Annotated in this window: 11 protein-coding genes; 8 read left to right on the top strand and 3 right to left on the bottom strand. The window is 74.9% G+C overall.

Going from position 1 to position 15,899, the window contains the following annotated elements:
• Window positions 1-110 precede the first annotated feature (110 nt).
• Complete coding sequence (locus rosag_RS20610; protein WP_284352061.1) at window positions 111-833, bottom strand: hypothetical protein; 723 nt, start codon at window positions 831-833, stop codon at window positions 111-113.
• Window positions 834-1,305: 472 nt separating this feature from the next.
• On the opposite strand from rosag_RS20610, the gene rosag_RS20605 reads away from it, so the two are divergent.
• The 3 genes from rosag_RS20605 (at window position 1,306) to rosag_RS20595 (ending at window position 6,977) form a co-directional block, all read left to right on the top strand.
• Window positions 1,306-4,380, top strand: coding sequence for a SusC/RagA family TonB-linked outer membrane protein (locus rosag_RS20605; RefSeq protein WP_284352060.1), 3,075 nt, complete (start codon window positions 1,306-1,308; stop codon window positions 4,378-4,380).
• 2 nt (window positions 4,381-4,382) lie between these two features.
• Window positions 4,383-5,771, top strand: a complete 1,389-nt coding sequence (locus rosag_RS20600; RefSeq protein WP_284352059.1) for a RagB/SusD family nutrient uptake outer membrane protein — start codon at window positions 4,383-4,385, stop codon at window positions 5,769-5,771.
• A 144-nt stretch (window positions 5,772-5,915) separates the two neighbouring features.
• Window positions 5,916-6,977, top strand: coding sequence for a hypothetical protein (locus rosag_RS20595; protein ID WP_284352058.1), 1,062 nt, complete (start codon window positions 5,916-5,918; stop codon window positions 6,975-6,977).
• Between the two features lie 221 nt (window positions 6,978-7,198).
• Here rosag_RS20595 and rosag_RS20590 read toward each other — a convergent pair whose 3' ends face one another.
• Complete coding sequence (locus tag rosag_RS20590; RefSeq protein ID WP_284352057.1) at window positions 7,199-7,759, bottom strand: RNA polymerase sigma-70 factor; 561 nt, start codon at window positions 7,757-7,759, stop codon at window positions 7,199-7,201.
• Window positions 7,760-7,902: 143 nt separating this feature from the next.
• Here rosag_RS20590 and rosag_RS20585 point away from each other — a divergent pair, with 143 nt between their 5' ends.
• The 3 genes from rosag_RS20585 (at window position 7,903) to rosag_RS20575 (ending at window position 12,314) form a co-directional block, all read left to right on the top strand.
• Window positions 7,903-9,090, top strand: coding sequence for a FecR family protein (locus rosag_RS20585; protein WP_284352056.1), 1,188 nt, complete (start codon window positions 7,903-7,905; stop codon window positions 9,088-9,090).
• Window positions 9,091-9,104: 14 nt separating this feature from the next.
• On the top strand, window positions 9,105-11,744 hold the full coding sequence (locus rosag_RS20580) for a TonB-dependent receptor (protein WP_284352055.1): 2,640 nt from the start codon (window positions 9,105-9,107) through the stop codon (window positions 11,742-11,744).
• A 90-nt stretch (window positions 11,745-11,834) separates the two neighbouring features.
• The gene (locus tag rosag_RS20575) at window positions 11,835-12,314 is read left to right on the top strand and encodes a redoxin domain-containing protein (RefSeq protein ID WP_284352054.1); all 480 of its coding nucleotides are present in this window, start codon (window positions 11,835-11,837) and stop codon (window positions 12,312-12,314) included.
• A 77-nt stretch (window positions 12,315-12,391) separates the two neighbouring features.
• On the opposite strand, the gene rosag_RS20570 is transcribed toward rosag_RS20575, so the two are convergent.
• Window positions 12,392-12,865 (bottom strand): Hsp20/alpha crystallin family protein, encoded by a 474-nt coding sequence (locus rosag_RS20570; protein ID WP_284352053.1) that lies wholly within the window; start codon window positions 12,863-12,865, stop codon window positions 12,392-12,394.
• A 322-nt stretch (window positions 12,866-13,187) separates the two neighbouring features.
• On the opposite strand from rosag_RS20570, the gene rosag_RS20565 reads away from it, so the two are divergent.
• Both rosag_RS20565 and rosag_RS20560 read left to right on the top strand, forming a co-directional pair.
• Entirely contained in the window at window positions 13,188-14,711 is a 1,524-nt protein-coding gene (locus rosag_RS20565; RefSeq protein WP_284352052.1) for a two-component system sensor histidine kinase NtrB, read from the top strand.
• Window positions 14,708-15,829 carry a sigma-54-dependent transcriptional regulator gene (locus rosag_RS20560; RefSeq protein ID WP_284352051.1) on the top strand — a complete coding sequence of 374 codons (1,122 nt, stop codon included), beginning with the start codon at window positions 14,708-14,710 and terminating at the stop codon, window positions 15,827-15,829. Before rosag_RS20565 ends, rosag_RS20560 begins: the two co-directional genes overlap by 4 nt.
• The last annotated feature ends 70 nt before the right edge of the window (window positions 15,830-15,899 follow it).

Here is a 15,899-nt window from a genome sequence, read left to right as displayed (position 1 = left end):
GCGAGCTCAGACGCGCCCAGGCGCGACGCGACACGGCTCGACGCCATGAGGCCCGTCGGCGCATCGCGCCGACGGGCCTCGACCGACGACGTGCGCGCCGCGCGAGCGGCTCAGCGCACGTCCTGCTCCCCGCGCAGCGCGGGCGCCTCGCTGCGCGACGCCAGCAGCTGCGTCACGAACCGCTGCCCCTCGCCGATCCGCTCGACCTCCTCGGCGATGGAGTTCACGGCGTGCGCGAGCTGGTCGAACCGCGGGTCCGCCACGAGCGTCGCGGTGGCGGTGGCCGATGCCGGGCCACCCCGGCGGCGCGCCAGGCGCTGGCGGATCCGGCCGATGACCAGCGTCAGCACGATCCCGAAGCCGAACATGCCGAACGCCATGCCGATCGCCTCGTCCTCGTCGACGCGGTTGTTCAGCGCGCGCTCCTGCCGCTCCTGCTGCACGAGGCTGGCGAGGACCGCGGGCGGCGCCTGGCTGAGCAGCCGCTCGGTCATCGCCTGGTCGCGCTCGATCTGGAGGATGCGCCCATCGAGCACCTGCAGGCGCTGCTGGATCCCGACGCGCGCCTCGGAGCTGAGGCGCTGCTCGCCCTCGCCCCCGCCATCGAGCTCCCGTGCGAGCTCGTCGCGGCGGTTGGTCGCGCGCTCCAGCTGGTCGCGCAGGATGTCGCGCCGCTCGCGCAGCCCGCGCACCTCCTGCGCGTTCTTGGGCAGGTCCTGGAGCGGCAGGGGGCCGTCCGGCAGGGAGACGGCGACGGGAGCGGCGGTCGGCTGGGCAGCCGGCGGCGCGTCGGGAGCGGGCGGGGCCGGCGGGGCGGGGGCGGGCTGCGGCATGGGCGGTCCTACGGACCGGCCGGGCGGCCGGTTTCCAGGGGAAGAGGCACGCCGTGGCGGCCTGCCGGGGGTCGGCCTGCGGACCGCGCGATGCGAGCCGTCGCCGGGTGGGCCGCGACGTGCGGGCCGCCGCCGAATCTACTGCGGACCCGCCGTTCCGGTGGCGCATACGGGCTCCGTCCCGCCCAACGCGCGCTCCGTCCCGTGGCAGGACGAGGGGCGCGGGGCGAGCTGCGCGCGGCGCGCCGCGGTGCGTGGCGCGCGATGGCCAGTGGAGCGAGACGTCGCGCGTGTTCGCGGGCGGGATGTCGACGCGCGCACGGTTCTCCAACGGCGGCGACGTGACGGCGCCTCCGCGACTCGTGGTCCGGTATTGGTACCCGCGGGCACTTAAATGCGCCGCACGCCGGTGCTCCGGTGCCGACGCTCGTGCTGGCACGCCCGCGGGCACCGCTCACCTGAGAGGCCACCCATGGACACCGCAGGTCGCGCGCGCCCCTGGCGCCGCCTCGCCGCGGCGATCGCCGCGACGTGCCTCGCGGCCGCGGCTGGCGGCGCGCAGACGCCGCAGCGCGGCACCATCACCGGACGCGTCGTCGAGGCGGCGAGCCAGCAGCCGATCGTCGCCGCGCAGGTCGCCGTCGCCGGCACCACGCTCGGCACGCTCACCAGCGCCGATGGGCGCTTCACGATCCGCGGCGTCGCGCCGGGCACCGTGACGCTGCGCGCGCTGCGCGTCGGCTACGCCGAGCAGACCGTGTCGGTCACCGTCGCGGCGGGCGCCACCGCGAACGCGGACATCGCGATGCGTGCGGCGACGGTCAACCTCGCGCCCGTCGTCACCACCGCGACCGGGCAGGAGCGCCGCGTGGAGGTGGGCAACGCGATCGGACAGGTCAACGCCGCGGAGCTCGTGCAGGAGCGCCCGATCTCGAACGTCGGCGACCTGCTGACGGCGCGTACGCCGGGCGTGCAGGTGCTGCCCGGGACGTCCACCGGCGCCGGCGCGCGCATCCGCGTGCGCGGGCTCAACTCGCTCTCGCTCTCCAACGACCCGGTGTACGTGATCGACGGCGTGCGCATGACGGCGACGTCGGGCTCGTCCAGCATCAGCGCCGGCGGCACGCTGCCCAGCCGCACGGGCGATCTCAATCCCGAGGAGATCGAGTCGATCGAGGTCGTGCGCGGCCCGTCCGCGGCGACGCTCTACGGGACCGACGCCGCGAACGGCGTCATCGTCATCACGACCAAGAAGGGGCGTGCGGGCCGCACGCAGTGGAGCGCCTACTCGGAGCAGGGGCTCGTCACGGACAAGAGCCCGTATCCCGACGCCTGGAGCACCTTCGGCAAGCTCACCGCTACCGGCGCCGCGGTGCGCAACTGCTACCTCGGCTCCGCGGCGCGCGGGCTGTGCACGATCGACAGCGTGACGTCGTTCAACCTGTTCAAGGACGACGAGACGACGCCCATCGTGCCGGGCTACCGGCGGCAGTACGGCCTGCAGGCCAGCGGCGGCTCCGAGGCGGTGCGCTTCTTCTTCTCGGGCGAATACGAGGGCGAGGACGGCCGCTGGCGCATGCCCGAGGTCTTCGAGAACCAGCTGCGCGCGCGCGGGACGTCGATCCGGGAGGAGTGGCTGCGCCCCAACGCGCTGACGAAGCTGAGCGGCCGCGCGAACATGGCCGCCGCGCTGACGCCGCAGCTCGACCTCAACCTCTCGGTCGGCTACGTGCAGAGCGAGTTCCGACTGCAGGCTTCGGACAACAACACGATCGGCCTGCTCTCCAACGCGCTGGGCGGCCCGGGCATCAAGTACAACGTCGTCGGAACCGACACGCTGTACGGCTACCGCTCGTTCACGCCGGACCGGATGTTCCAGTCGCTCACCACCCAGGACGTCGACCGCGTGATCGGCTCGGCGAACGGCAACTGGCGCCCGCGCGCGTGGCTCTCGGTGCGCGGCAACTTCGGCCTCGACTACACGGGCCGCCGCGACCAGGCGCTCTGCCGCTTCTCGGAGTGCGTGCAGGCGTTCGAGCAGGACCTGGGCTTCAAGACCGACAACCGGGCGCGCATCTACCAGTACACGTCGGACGTCAACGGGACCGCGTCCTTCCGGCCGTGGGAGTCGGTGACGTCCAAGACGACGGTCGGCGCGCAGTACTTCAAGTCGCTGTTCGACCGCAACGGCGCGAACGGCGAGGTGCTGTCGCCCGGCGGCTCGACGGTGTCCCAGGCCGCGCGCCTGACGGCCGAGGAGGTCTCGGCGGAGGCGCGCACGCTCGGCGCGTTCGTCGAGCAGACGTTCGGGATCCGCGACCGGCTGTTCGTCACCGGCGCCATCCGCACCGACGACAACTCGGCGTTCGGCGCGGACTTCAGCGCCGTCGTCTATCCGAAGGCGAGCATCTCCTGGGTGCTGTCGGACGAGCCCTTCATGGGCCGGCCGTCGTGGCTGGACCAGCTGCGCCTGCGCTCCGCGTGGGGGGCGTCGGGCGTGCAGCCCGGGACCACCGACGCCGCGCGCTTCTTCGTCGGCCGCACGGTGGTGCAGGACGAGGGCGAGTCGGGCGGCCTGACCTTCGGGTCGGTCGGCAACTCGCAGCTCAAGCCCGAGTACACGCAGGAGTTCGAGGCCGGCGTCGACGCGACGGTGTGGGGCGGCCGCGCCTCGCTCGAGCTGACGCACTACCGCAAGAGCTCCCGCGACGCGCTCGTGCAGCGCGTGCTCCCCGGCTCCAGCGGCACCGACTCGACGGTCGTCTTCGCGAACCTCGGCCGCGTGCGCAACTGGGGGTGGGAGGCGCTCGTGAACGTGCGGCCGCTGGAGTTCCGCCAGCTCGCCTGGAACGTGTCGGTCAACGCGTCCACGAACGCCAACCGCATCATCGACCTGGGCGACGTCCCGCCGATCATCGGCACGACGATCGACCAGCGCGAGGGCTACCCGCTCAACGCGTACTTCCAGCGCCACTACACGTACGCGGACGCGAACGGCGACGGCCTGCTCTCGCGCACCGAGGTGCAGGTGGACACGGCCCGCCGCTTCCTCGGCTACTCGATCCCGCGGCACGAGGTGGCGGTCACGAACGCGTTCGACCTGTTCAACCGCCGCGTGCGCCTCAGCGCCCTCGTCGACTACAAGGGCGGGCACAAGCTCTACAACAACACGGAGCGCATCCGCTGCGCGAGCCGCAACAATTGCCTGGGGCTCATCAACCCGAGCGCCTCGCTCAGCGAGCAGGCGCGCACCATCGCGCTGCGCGAGACGCAGTTCCAGTCGCTCGAGGGGTACATCGAGGACGCGTCGTTCGTGCGGCTGCGCGAGGTCGCCGTCGTACTCACGCCGCCCGACGCGTGGATGCGCCGCATGCTGCGTGGCCGCTCGGCGAGCCTGCAGCTCTCGGCCCGTAACCTCGGGCTGTGGACGGACTACACGGGCATCGACCCGGAGAGCAACTACAACCTGCTGACGGACATCCCGCAGGACTTCCAGACGGGCGCGCCTCCGCGCACGTACACCCTCCGCGTCAACGTGGGGTTCTGACCATGCGCGCACACCGACGCATCCTCCGCGCGGCCCTCGCGAGCGCCGGCGTCCTGGCGGCGGCCTGCAGCCCCGACTCGCTGCTCGAGGTCACGGATCCCGACATCGTCGACCCGTCCGTGCTGCGCACGCCCGCGGGCGCCGACGCGCTGCGCCTGGGCGCCGTGCTGCAGCTCTCCAAGGCCACGGGCGGCAACGACCAGCTGGACGTCAACACCTCGAACGTCGACACGATGATCCTGCTCAGCGGCCTGCTGGCCGACGAGTTCCGGTCGGGTGACACGTTCGTGCAGCGCGACGAGACCGACCGCCGCGCCGTGCAGGCGCAGAACGCGAACGTGGACGGCGCCTACCGCGCCATCCAGCGCGCGCGCGTCAACGCGCAGCTGGCCGCGAAGGCGATCGCCGAGTTCAATCCGGACGCCGAAGCCTGGCACGTGCCGCAGATGTACTGGGCCGAGGCGTACGCGGAGGTGCTGCTGGCCGAGTACTTCTGCGGCAACGTGCCCGTGAGCGAGGCGGAGCTGGACGGCAGCATCGTCAACAGCGCGGGGCTGACGACGCAGGCGCTGCTGGAGCGCGCGGTCGCGCACGCGGACACCGGGCTGTCGCGGCTGGGCACCACGACCGGCGGCGAGGCGGACCGCGTGCGACAGGCACTGCAGGTCACGCGCGGGCGCGCGCTGCTGAACCTCAACCGTCCCGCCGACGCGGCGACGGCGGTGCAGGGCGTGGCGACGACCGCCTCGTACAGCTTCTTCTACAACCAGACCGCGATCTTCAACCAGCTCTGGGACTTCGTGAACAACCAGGGGCGCTACACCGTGAGCGCGGGCGAGGGGCGCAATGGCCTGAACTTCACCGCCGGCGACGCGCGGGTGGCGGTCTGCCGCGGCGGCGACGCGACGTGCCGCGCGGCGGGCGTGACGCGCTCGAACATCTTCGACACGGCCAACCAGGCCGTGCTCCCGTTCTGGGTGCAGCTCAAGTTCGCCTCGCGGGACACGCCGTTTCCCGCGACATCGGGCGTCGAGGCGCGACTGATCGAGGCCGAGGCGCGGCTGCGCTCGGGCGGCGACTGGCTCGCGGTGCTGAACGCGCTGCGGTCGACGCAGCCGGGGCTCACGCCGCTCACCGACCCCGGGAATGCGGCGGCGCGCGTGGACCTGCTCTTCCGCGAGCGCGCGTTCTGGCTGTTCGGCACCGGCCACCGGCTGGGCGACCTGCGGCGGCTCGTGCGACAGTACCAGCGCGGCGCGGAGACCGTCTTCCCGACCGGCGCCTACGTGAAGGGAAGCGAGTACGGCACGGACGTCAGCTTCCCCGTGCCGCAGTCGGAGGAGAACAACCAGCTCTACCAGCCCGGGTCGTGCGTGACGTCGACGGCCTGAGTCGCTGACCGGGTGCTCGAGCGGGCGGGCGGGGTAGGGTACCCGTCCGCCCGCGTGTTTCTCCGGGTGCCACAGGGGCACGACGTCGGCGGCGGTGCGCGAACGGGTCGCGCGGGCCTGCCGGCCACACCCGGAGTCACACGCATGACCAGTTCGATGAGGAAGTGGTGCGCGCTCGCCGCGGGCGTCACGACCCTCGGCGCCGCCGCCTGCTCGGAGTCGCCGGCGGGCGCCACCGCGTCGGCGCTCGAGATCGCGGCGCTGACGGCGTCGCTGTCCAACGCGCCGGTGGGCTACGGCGACCTGTCCAGCAGCTACGTCGGCACGACCGCGGACGCGGTGCCCAGCGCGGGCGCGCTCTGGCTGACGGGCGGCCGCGAGGCGCGCTTCGACGGCGGGGCGATGATGGGCGGAGGCCTCGGCGAGGACTTCGTGGGCGGGATCGCGTTCGATCGCGGCGGCCGCGGCCACCGCGGGCCGTTCGGCGGCGTCTTCAACGGCGCGCTGGGGTGCACGGGCGCGACGTTCGTGGCGGCGACCGGCCGCGTGACCTGCCCGGCCGAGACGCGCAACGGGCTGACGATCAACCGCTCGGCCGCCTACACGACCGCGTCGGGCGCGGTGCAGCAGGCGTTCGACACGCTGACCACCAACAGCGTCAACACGCGCAGCGAGGTGACGGGCACCATCACCTACGCGCGCGACACCACGCAGCAGCGTGGCGACGGGCGCGGGCACGGCCCGGGCCTGCGCGGTGGCCCCGGCGGGCGCCTGCTGGGCGACACGGCGACGGTCCTGACGGCGTCGACGACGGTCCGCAACACGAGCGAGCGCACGGTCACGGGCCTGGCGCAGGGCAGCACGCAGCGCACGGTGAACGGCACGTCGAGCGGCTCGGAGACCACCACCGGCACGTCGAGCCGCGGCGCCTTCACGGCCTCGCGCACGGTGGGCGACACCACGCGCGGCGTGATCGTGCCGGTGCGCGCCGCCACCGACACCGCGAAGTCGTATCCGACCGCGGGCACGGTGACGCGCGTCATGTCGGCGACGCTGACCTACACGGGCCAGACGCCGACCACGGTGACGCGCCGCGAGGTCGTGACGTACGACGGCACCGCGACGGCGAAGGTGACGATCACGGAGAACGGCACGACGCGCAGCTGCACGCGCCCGCTGCCGCGCGGCCGGCTCACCTGCTCCTGATCGCGGAGCCGGCGGGCGGCGGCGCGTCGCCGTCCCGGGGACCGGAACGGCGAACGGCATTGCAAGGATGAAGATCGGAAAACGTCTGATAACGACGGATGGCTCCGCGTGGTGCGACCTCGATCGCACTCCACACGGAGCCATCCGTCGTTATCAGATCTTCTCGGACCTTCATCCTTGCTGCCGTTCGCCCTTCCAGCCTGGGTGGGCAGGCGGCGGCGCTACAGCGCGTCGCCGCCCGGTAGCCACGGGGCGAGGTGCTCGCGCATGGTGCGCAGCGCCTTGCCCATCTGCGCTTCCACCGCCTTCACCGACACGCCGAGGGTCTGCGCGATCTCGGCGTACTTGAGCCCGTGCGTCCGACTCAGCTCGAACACCTCGCGGCAGCGCGGGGTGAGCTCGTCCATCGCGACGCGCACGGCGGCGTCGATCTCGCGCGACACGACCTGCGCGGGCGCGGTGGCCTCGCGCGACACCGGCGACGCCGCGTGCACGGCACCGCGTCGCGCGACCTGCTGGTGGCGCACGTGGTTGAGCGCGCGGTTGCGCGTGCTGCGGAAGAGGTACGCCTGCGGCGATCCGTCGGCCGCCAGCGCGGTGCGGCGGCGCCACAGCTCGAGCATGACGTCCTGCACCAGCTCCTCGGCGACCGCGCGGTCGCGCACGATCGCGTCCGCGGCGCGCACGAGCGGCGCGTACCACGAGCGGAAGATCGCGTCGAACGCGTCCCGGGCCTCGGCCTCGTCCCCACTCAGTCGGGCCAGGAGCTCGCGGTCGTCCACGGGGCGGGGGTGCGGGTCGGGGCACGCGGGCGCGCGTCGTGCCGCCGGTATGTATACTCCAGCCCACCGCCGGGCGGCCAGCCGCCGACCCGCGCCTCGACCCGCGACGTAGGGTCTCGCGGTCCGTCCGTGTTCTCCGGGTCATGACCGACACGCCCACGCGCCATTCCGCTGCCGACGCCGACGCGGCTCCCGACTGGGAGGCGCTGGCGCGCCACCTGGCCGGCGAGAGTCGCGCCGAGGAGGCGCGGGCGATCGCCGAGTGGCTGCGCGCGCACCCGGACGACGCCGCGATGCTGCGCGCGCTCGACGTGGAGGCCACGCGCGCCGCGCGGCCCGAGCCGTCGGGCGCTCCCATCGACGTCGAGGCCGCGCTGCGCCGCGTGCAGCTGCGCCGCGACGCGATCACGGGCGGCGAGCACGCGGATCCGGACGTGCTGCCCTTCCGCCGTCCGTCCTCCGCACCGCAGGCGATGCCCGTCGCCGCGAGCGGGACCGTCGTGACGCCCAAGGCCGCGCCGGCCGTGGTGCCCGTGCGGCGTCGCGAGTGGCGGCTCGGCGGGCTGGCCGCGGCGGCCGCCATCGCGGCCATCGCGATAGGGCTCGGGCGTCGCGGCGCGGAGACCGGTGCCGGCGCGCCCGCCGCGGTCGGCGCGCCCGCGCGCGTGCTCGAGACCGCGGTGGGCGTGCGCGACTCGCTGCAGCTGCCGGACGGCACGCGCGTCGTGCTCGCGCCGGGCAGCCGGCTCACGGTCGCCGCGGGCTACGGCGCGGGCACGCGCGACGTGACGCTCGAGGGCGAGGGGTGGTTCTCGGTGCGACACGACGCGGTGCGGCCGTTCCGCGTGCGTGCGGGCGGCGCGCAGGTCGTGGACCTGGGCACGGAGTTCACGGTGCGGACCGACGGCCTGTCCGGCGCGCGCGGCGTGACGGTCGCGGTGCACGAGGGCTCCGTCTCGATCGCCGCGGACACCGACACCGTGTCCGCATCGCCCGCGGTGGTGCTGACGGCCGGCGATCGCGGCGCGATGGACGACCAGGGGCGCGTGACCGCGGAGCGCGGCGCCGCCAGTGCCGAGGACGCGGCGTGGACGCGCGGACGTCTGAGGTACCGCGCGACGCCGCTCGTGGTCGTGCAGGCCGATCTGCGGCGCTGGTACGGCGTCGAGCTGCGGCTGGCCGACTCGACGCTCGTCGGCCGGCGACTGACCGCGACCTTCGAGGGCGACCCGGTCGAGCGCGTGCTGGAGGTGATCGCGCTCGCGGTGGGCGGCGAGGTCACGCGCACGGGCGACGTGGCCGTGCTGCGGCGGGCGCGCGGGAGACCGTGACCGCGGGCGTGCCCGTGCGCGCTGCCTTCCTTCACCGGTCGCGGGCGGCCGCGGCGCTGCTCGCGCTCGCGGCCGCGCCGCGCGTGACGCACGCGCTCGACGCGTGCACGCCACGCGCCGTCGCGGACAGCGCGCGCCCCGCGTGGCCCGCGCCGCTCGACCGCGTGGTCGCCGCGCCGGCCGAGGAGCTGACGCTGCGCGCCGCGCTCGACCGGCTGTCCGTGGCGGGGCGCGTCCGGCTCTCGTACAGCCCCGACCTGCTGCCGCTGGAGCGTCGCGTCTGCGTGGCCAGCGACCGCGGCACGCTCGGCGACGCGCTGGTGGCGGTCCTCGCGGGCACGGGCGCCGCACCCGTCGTCGCGGGCCCCGACCAGATCGTGCTCGCGCCCGCGCGCAACGCCGCGGCCAACGACGCGGTGCCGATGCTCGCGCGCTCCACCGGGCGGCTGCAGCGCGTCGTCGTGACGGGCACCGCGAGCGGCGGCACGGAGCGCGCCTCGCCGTACGGGCTCGCGGTGCTCGACGGCCGCACGGTGGAGCGCGAGAGCGTGCAGTCGATGGCGCAGCTGTTCGACGGCGCGGTGCCCGGCGTGTGGATGTGGGCGCAGTCGCCCACCAGCCTGCTCGCGCGCTACGGCAGCGTGCGCGGCGCGAGCTCGTTCGGCGTCAGCACGCCCAAGGTCTACATCGACGGAATCGAGGTCGCGAACCCGCTGCTCCTGACGCAGATCGATCCGGCGCGCGTGCAGCGCATCGAGGTCATTCGCGGGCCGCAGGGCGCGGCGCTCTACGGCGCCGATGCCATCAGCGGCGTGGTGCAGATCGTCACCCGCCACGAGAGCGCGGGCGGCGGCGCGCCGCGCGCGCAGCTCCGCGGGAGCGCGGGCACGTCCACCAGCGCGTTCGCCGACGGCGGCGTCCTGACGCAGGACCACTCGCTCGTGCTGCGCACCGGCAGCGCGGCGCGCTCGGCGTCGCTCGGCGTCACGCTCTCGACGCTCGGCGCCTACGTGCCGGGCGCGCGCGCGCAGCAGCTGCTCGCGCACGGCAGCGCGCGGCGCGTCGGCGCGCGCAGCGTCGTCACGGGGACGGCGCGCCTCTACGCCACCGAGGCCGACGCGCCCGCCAGCCCGCTGCTCGCGGGCATCGGCACGGGCGGCTTCGTCCCCGGCTCGTCGGCGCTGGGACGGCTGCGGGCGGTCGCGTACGCGGCGCCCGATTCGGGACCGCGCGCGCGGCAGGACTCGCTGCTGCAGCCCACGCTCGCCGACTCGGCCGGCCGACAGCGCGCACGCCAGTACACGTTCGGCGGCTCGGCCACGCTCCAGTCGTCGGCGCGGTGGACGCACACCTTGATCGGCGGCATCGACGGCTACCGGCTCGCGGGCGTGGCGGCCGATGGGATGCTGGTGCCGTCGGCGACCGACTCGGCGCTGCGCGCGGCGCGTGGCGGCGCCGACCGCGTGACGCTGCGCGCCAGCAGCACCGCGCGCTTCGGCGCGCCCGAGTCGCGCGCGTTCGTCCTCAGCGCGGGCCTCGAGCACTCGACGGCGCGCGAGACGTCCAACGGTGCAGGGACGCGCCTCGCCACGCGCGACGACCGCGGCACGTTCGGCGCGCCGCCGGTCGCGCAGCTGGCGTCCGGCACGACGTGGTGGAGCAACACGGGCGCGCTCGCGCAGGGTCAGCTGTCGTGGCGCGAGTCGCTGTTCCTGAGCGGCGGCGCGCGCGTGGAGCACGTCAGCGGCCCGTCCAGCGGCGCGCAGGTCGCGCTGCTCCCGATGCTCGGCGCGTCGTGGGTGCGCGAGCTGGGGCCGTGGACGGCGAAGCTGCGCGGCGCCTACGGGCGCGGCATCCGGCCGGCGCGCACGGTCGTGCGCGGCGCGACGTGGACGGGCGGCCGCGTGCAGGGCGCGCTCACCGCGCTCGAGCCGGAGGAGCAGGCGGGCACCGAGGTGGGCGTCGACCTGCTGCTGGGCAGCCGGCTCGGGCTGCGCGCGACGCGCTTCGACCAGCGGGCGTCGGGGCTCGTGCAGCCGGTCGCGATCGTCGTCGACAGCACGCCCGGCGGGCGTGGCCCGGGGATGCGCGGCCCGCGCATCGCGTACGACCTGCAGAACGTCGGCGCGATCGACAACCGCGGCTGGGAGCTGCAGGCGACGTCGGCCGCCGGCCCACTGAGCGTCGCGGCGACGCTGTCGCTCGTGTCGAGCCGCGTCGACCGGCTGGCGAACGGCTACCGCGGCGACCTGCGCGCGGGCGACCGCATCCTCGAGGTGCCGGCGCGCTCCGTCGGCCTCACCGCCGCATGGACGACGCGGCGCTGGACGATCGCGTCCACGCTCTCGCGCGCCGACGACTGGATCAACTACGACCGTCTCGCCCTCGCGGAGGCGATGGCCGCCACGCTGGGCACCGATCCGGCGCCGGGCGGGACCGGTGCGCGGCCACCCGTCGGCCCGCAGCTGCGCGGCTTCTGGCGGTCGTACGACGGCAGCACGCGGATCGGCGCGCGCGCGACCGTCGGGCTCTGGGGGAGCAACGCGGTGACGTTCGGGGTCGAGAACCTGCTGAACCGCCAGCTCGGGGAGCCCGACAACGTGACCGTCGTCCCGGGCCGCACGCTCTCGCTCGGACTCCGCACGGGGTTCTGAGCGGCTAGCTTTCGCGGGTGCCCGCCGCGCGCGAACCGCGACCGCCGCGTCCGCGTTGAGCGGGGGAACCTCCAACCCGCGCCGCCCGTCATGACCGCCTCCGTCGCGCCGTCCGCCATTCCCGCCGTGGGCTCCGCCGCGCCCGACTTCACCCTCGCCAGCACGTCCGGCGAGAAGGTGACGCTGTCCGCGCTGCGCGGCCGCCCCGTGCTGCTCGCCTTCTTCCCGCTCGCGTTCACGAGCACGTGCACGGCCGAGCTGTGCGCGTTCAGCGACGACTTCGACGTCTTCGGCGAGCGCGGCGTGCACGTGCTTCCGATCAGCGTCGACGCCGTGCCGTCGCTGAAGGCGTTCAAGGAGCACTACGCGATGAAGGTCGAGCTGCTGAGCGACTTCAAGCGCGAGGCCTCGCGCGCCTACGGCGTGCTGCACGAGGAGCGCTACCACTCGCTGCGCGCGTACTTCCTCGTGGACGCCGAGGGGGTCGTGCGCTGGACGCACGTCGAGACGGTGCCGGGCCAGCACCGCTCGAACGAGGAGATCCTGGCCGAGGTCGCGAAGCTGGGCTGACCGTCACCACCGTGAAGTGCGACGGGGCGCGCTCCACCTGGAGCGCGCCCCGTCGTGCTCTGCCTGGCAGCGAACCGTCAGGCCGACGCGCCCTCGACGCTCGGCGCGGTCGCGCTGCCGCCGACGTTCACCGCGATGCGGCGCGGCTGCGGGAGCGCCGCCTTCGGCAGGCGGATGCGGAGCAGGCCGTGCTCCGTGTCGGCCGCGATCGCGTTCTCGTCGAAGCCCTTGGGCAGCCGGAAGCTGCGCGCGAACCGGCCGTGGAGCCGCTCGCGCAGGTGCACGCGCTCGCCCTCGCGCGGCGCGTAGGCGCGGTCGCCGGCGACGGTCAGCACGCCGCGGTCGACGGTCAGCTCCAGCGTGGCCGGATCGACGCCGGGCACCTCGAGCTCCAGCACGTACTCGTTCTCACTCTCGCGGACGTCCGCGGCCGGCGCCCAGGTCGCGCGGCCGGTCTGCGTGCCGAGCGCGGGCTGCAGCGCGCCCACGGTCTCGTCGAGCAGGCGGTCGATGTCGCGGCGGATGGTCAGCATCGGGACGGTCGTGAACATGCGGCACCTCGTCGTACTGTGCGGTTGAACGGGTTGGGGCGCCGGCGCCATGCGGCACCTCGCGGCCCGGGCGCCCGGACCTCCGATTCGTCGGGCGCGTCCGGCCGTGGGAAGTGGCATCGCGCGTTCCCACCGGAATCGGTCGTTTCGACCGACGTGGGCGGCCGGCGCCGGTCAGCTCGACCGGCCGGACTGTCTTCGTGACAAGGCCGCCACGCGTGACGCCGGGCCCCCCTCACCGGTCATCTACCGGTCATCTTGTCCGGTGACGAGCGCGACGGCTACGTTGCCGCTCCCCGCCCGCCCCCCGCCTCGCGACATCGTGTCCGCCCCACTGCTCTCCACCCTCGTCACGCTGGCCGCCCGCCAGGCGGAGCCCGACCTCGTGCTCCCCTCCGCGCTGGCCGAGCTGCGCGCCGCGCACGGCCTGTCGGCGGCGTCCGTCTGGATCCCGGGCGTCTCGGGCCCGGAGCGTCGCTGGGCGGCGGGCGACGCGATCGCGGACGAGGCGGCGGCGGCGCGCGCCCTCTTCGTCGACGGCGCCATGGCGACCGCCGGCGACTGCCACGCGGCCGCGCTCCGGCTGCGCGGGCAGCTGGTGGGCGCGGTCGTCCTCGCGGGGGGCGATGCCGCCGCGGCGGCGCCGACCGTCGGACCGGTGGCGGACCTGCTCGCCGTCCTCGTGGGCCACGCGGCGCGCGCCGAGACGCTCACGGCGGAGCGCGACACGCGCACCGCGGAGCTGGACGAGCAGCGCCGCTTCGCCGAGACGGTGGTGGACTCGCTGCCGCTCGGCGTCTACGTGATCGACCGCGACTACCGCGTGCAGCTGTGGAACCGCAAGCGCGAGGTCGGCACGCAGGGTCTCGCCCGCGAGGCCGCGCTGGGCCGCTCGATCTTCGACGTCATGACGCGGCAGAACTCCGCCCTCATGCGCGCGGAGTTCGACGAGGTGTTCGCGACGGGCCGTCTGCAGCAGCTGCAGCTCGACTCGCGCTCGACCGGCGAGCTGCGCACGTACCGCCTCTCGAAGATCCCGATGCGCGACGAGTCGGGCGCGGTGTCGCACGTCATCACCGTGGGCGAGGACATCACGGAGTGGAAGGGCGCGCTGGAGCGCACCGCGCAGGCCGAGAAGCTGGCCGCCATCGGGCAGCTCGCGGCCGGCGTCATGCACGAGATCAACAACCCGCTGGCGACCATCGCCGCGTGCGCCGAGACGATGACGGTGTCGCTGGCCGAGCTGCCGCGCGCGCAGCAGGCGCCGCCGGGCTTCGGCGAGTACCTGCGCATCATCGACCACGAGGTGCACCGCTGCCGCGGCATCGCCGAGGGGCTGCTGAACTTCAGCCGCGCCAAGCCCCTGCAGCGCGTGGCGCTCGGCCTCAACGCGGTAGTGGAGCAGACGCTCTTCCTGCTCAAGCACCACTCGCGCTTCAAGCGCTGCCTGGTGCGCCTGGACCTCGAGGACGGCACCGGCCCGCGCGTGCTGTGCGATCCGGACCAGATGACGCAGGTCGCGATGGCCCTGCTGCTGAACGCGGCCGACGCGGTGGACGGCATCGCGCGCGGCGAGGACGACATGCCGGCCGCGGTCACGCTGCGCACGCGCGCCAGCGCCGACGGCGCGGTGCTGGAGATCGAGGACGAGGGCACGGGCATCGCGCGCGAGGCGCTCCCGAAGATCTTCGAGCCGTTCTTCACGACCAAGGAGCCGGGCGCCGGGACGGGGCTCGGCCTCGCGATCTGCTACGGCATCGTGCGCGACCACGGCGGCCGCATCGCGGTCGACAGCGAGCCGGGGCAGGGCAGCACGTTCCGCGTGGTCCTGCCGCTGGCGGCGTGAGCGGCGGCGCACCGGTGGGCGCCGCGGCACGCGGGCCGGTGCGCGTGCTCGTCGCCGAGGACGAGGCGCACCTCGGGACGCTGCTGGAGCAGTTCCTCGTCGGGCGCGGCCACGACGTCACGCTCGTGCGCGACGGGAAGGCGGCGCTCGCGGCGCTGCGCGAGCGCGACTTCGACGTCGCGCTCACCGACGTGCAGATGCCGGGGCTGGACGGCCTGGCGCTGCTGGCCGCCGCGCGCGCGCTGCCGCTCGCGCCCGAGGTCATCGTGGTCACCGGCAACGGCGCGGCGGAGACGCAGCTGCGTGCGCTGCGGCAGGGCGCGTACGACGCCGTCGCGAAGCCGTATCGCATGGCGGAGATCGACCTGCTGGTGCACCGCGCCGCCGAGAAGCGCGCGATGCGCCGCGCGCTCGCCGCGACGTCGGTGGCCGACGTGCCCGTGCCGCGCTTCGTGACGACGGACGCCGCGCTCGCGGACGCGGTCGCACGCGCCGAGTCGGCGGCGGCGTCGGGCGCACCGCTGCTGCTGATCGGCGAGCCGGGAACCGGGAAGCGCACGCTCGCGCGCTGGCTGCACGCGCACGCCGGCCGCAGCGGTCCGTTCGTCGACGCCGATCCGCGCGCGATGCCGGCGGACGAGCGGGTGGCGCGGCTGCACGGGCGCGCGGTGGATGCGGAGGGCGGGCCGGCCGTCCCATCGCTGTCGCAGCTCGCCGCGGGTGGCACGCTGCTGCTGCGCGGCGTCGAGACGGTGGAGCCGCGAGTGCTGGAGCAGCTCGTCGCGGCGGCCGCCGCGCCGGCCGGCGGCCACGCGCTCGTCGGCACCGTGGAGCGCGTCGCGATGGGGCAGGAGGCGGTGCTGCGTGCGCCGTTCGGCGACGCGGTCGTGGGGCTGCCGCCGCTCCGTGCGCGCCCCGGCGACGTGACGGTGGTGGCCGAGCAGCTGGCGTCGCGCCGCGCGGGCGCGCCCGTCACGCTCACGACGGATGCGCGCACGATGCTGGAGGCGCGGTCCTGGCCCGGCAACGCGGCCGAGCTGGCGGCCGTTGTCGCGGCGGCGGCCGCGCGGCTCGCGTGGGGCGAGACGGAGCTGCCACTCGCGGCGTTCGAGCGCTAGCGACGAGGCGAGGCTGCGGCCTCGCGGTGTCGCGCGTTACCTTGTCGGCCGGCATCCGCGGACCGGCCCG

It is taken from the genome of Roseisolibacter agri (genome assembly GCF_030159095.1).
GTDB classification, from domain to species: Bacteria; Gemmatimonadota; Gemmatimonadetes; order Gemmatimonadales; family Gemmatimonadaceae; genus Roseisolibacter; species Roseisolibacter agri.
Note: the sequence above shows the minus strand (reverse complement) of the source record. Positions and strands in the feature narration are given on the sequence as shown.

Excerpts from the sequence above, each read along its gene's own strand:
- rosag_RS20610 (WP_284352061.1), bottom strand. The coding sequence starts at position 833 with ATGCCGCAGCCCGCCCCCGCCCCGCCGGCCCCGCCCGCTCCCGACGCG.
- rosag_RS20605 (WP_284352060.1), top strand. The coding sequence starts at position 1,306 with ATGGACACCGCAGGTCGCGCGCGCCCCTGGCGCCGCCTCGCCGCGGCG.
- rosag_RS20600 (WP_284352059.1), top strand. The coding sequence starts at position 4,383 with ATGCGCGCACACCGACGCATCCTCCGCGCGGCCCTCGCGAGCGCCGGC.
- rosag_RS20595 (WP_284352058.1), top strand. The coding sequence starts at position 5,916 with ATGACCAGTTCGATGAGGAAGTGGTGCGCGCTCGCCGCGGGCGTCACG.
- rosag_RS20585 (WP_284352056.1), top strand. The coding sequence starts at position 7,903 with ATGACCGACACGCCCACGCGCCATTCCGCTGCCGACGCCGACGCGGCT.
- rosag_RS20575 (WP_284352054.1), top strand. The coding sequence starts at position 11,835 with ATGACCGCCTCCGTCGCGCCGTCCGCCATTCCCGCCGTGGGCTCCGCC.
- rosag_RS20570 (WP_284352053.1), bottom strand. The coding sequence starts at position 12,865 with ATGTTCACGACCGTCCCGATGCTGACCATCCGCCGCGACATCGACCGC.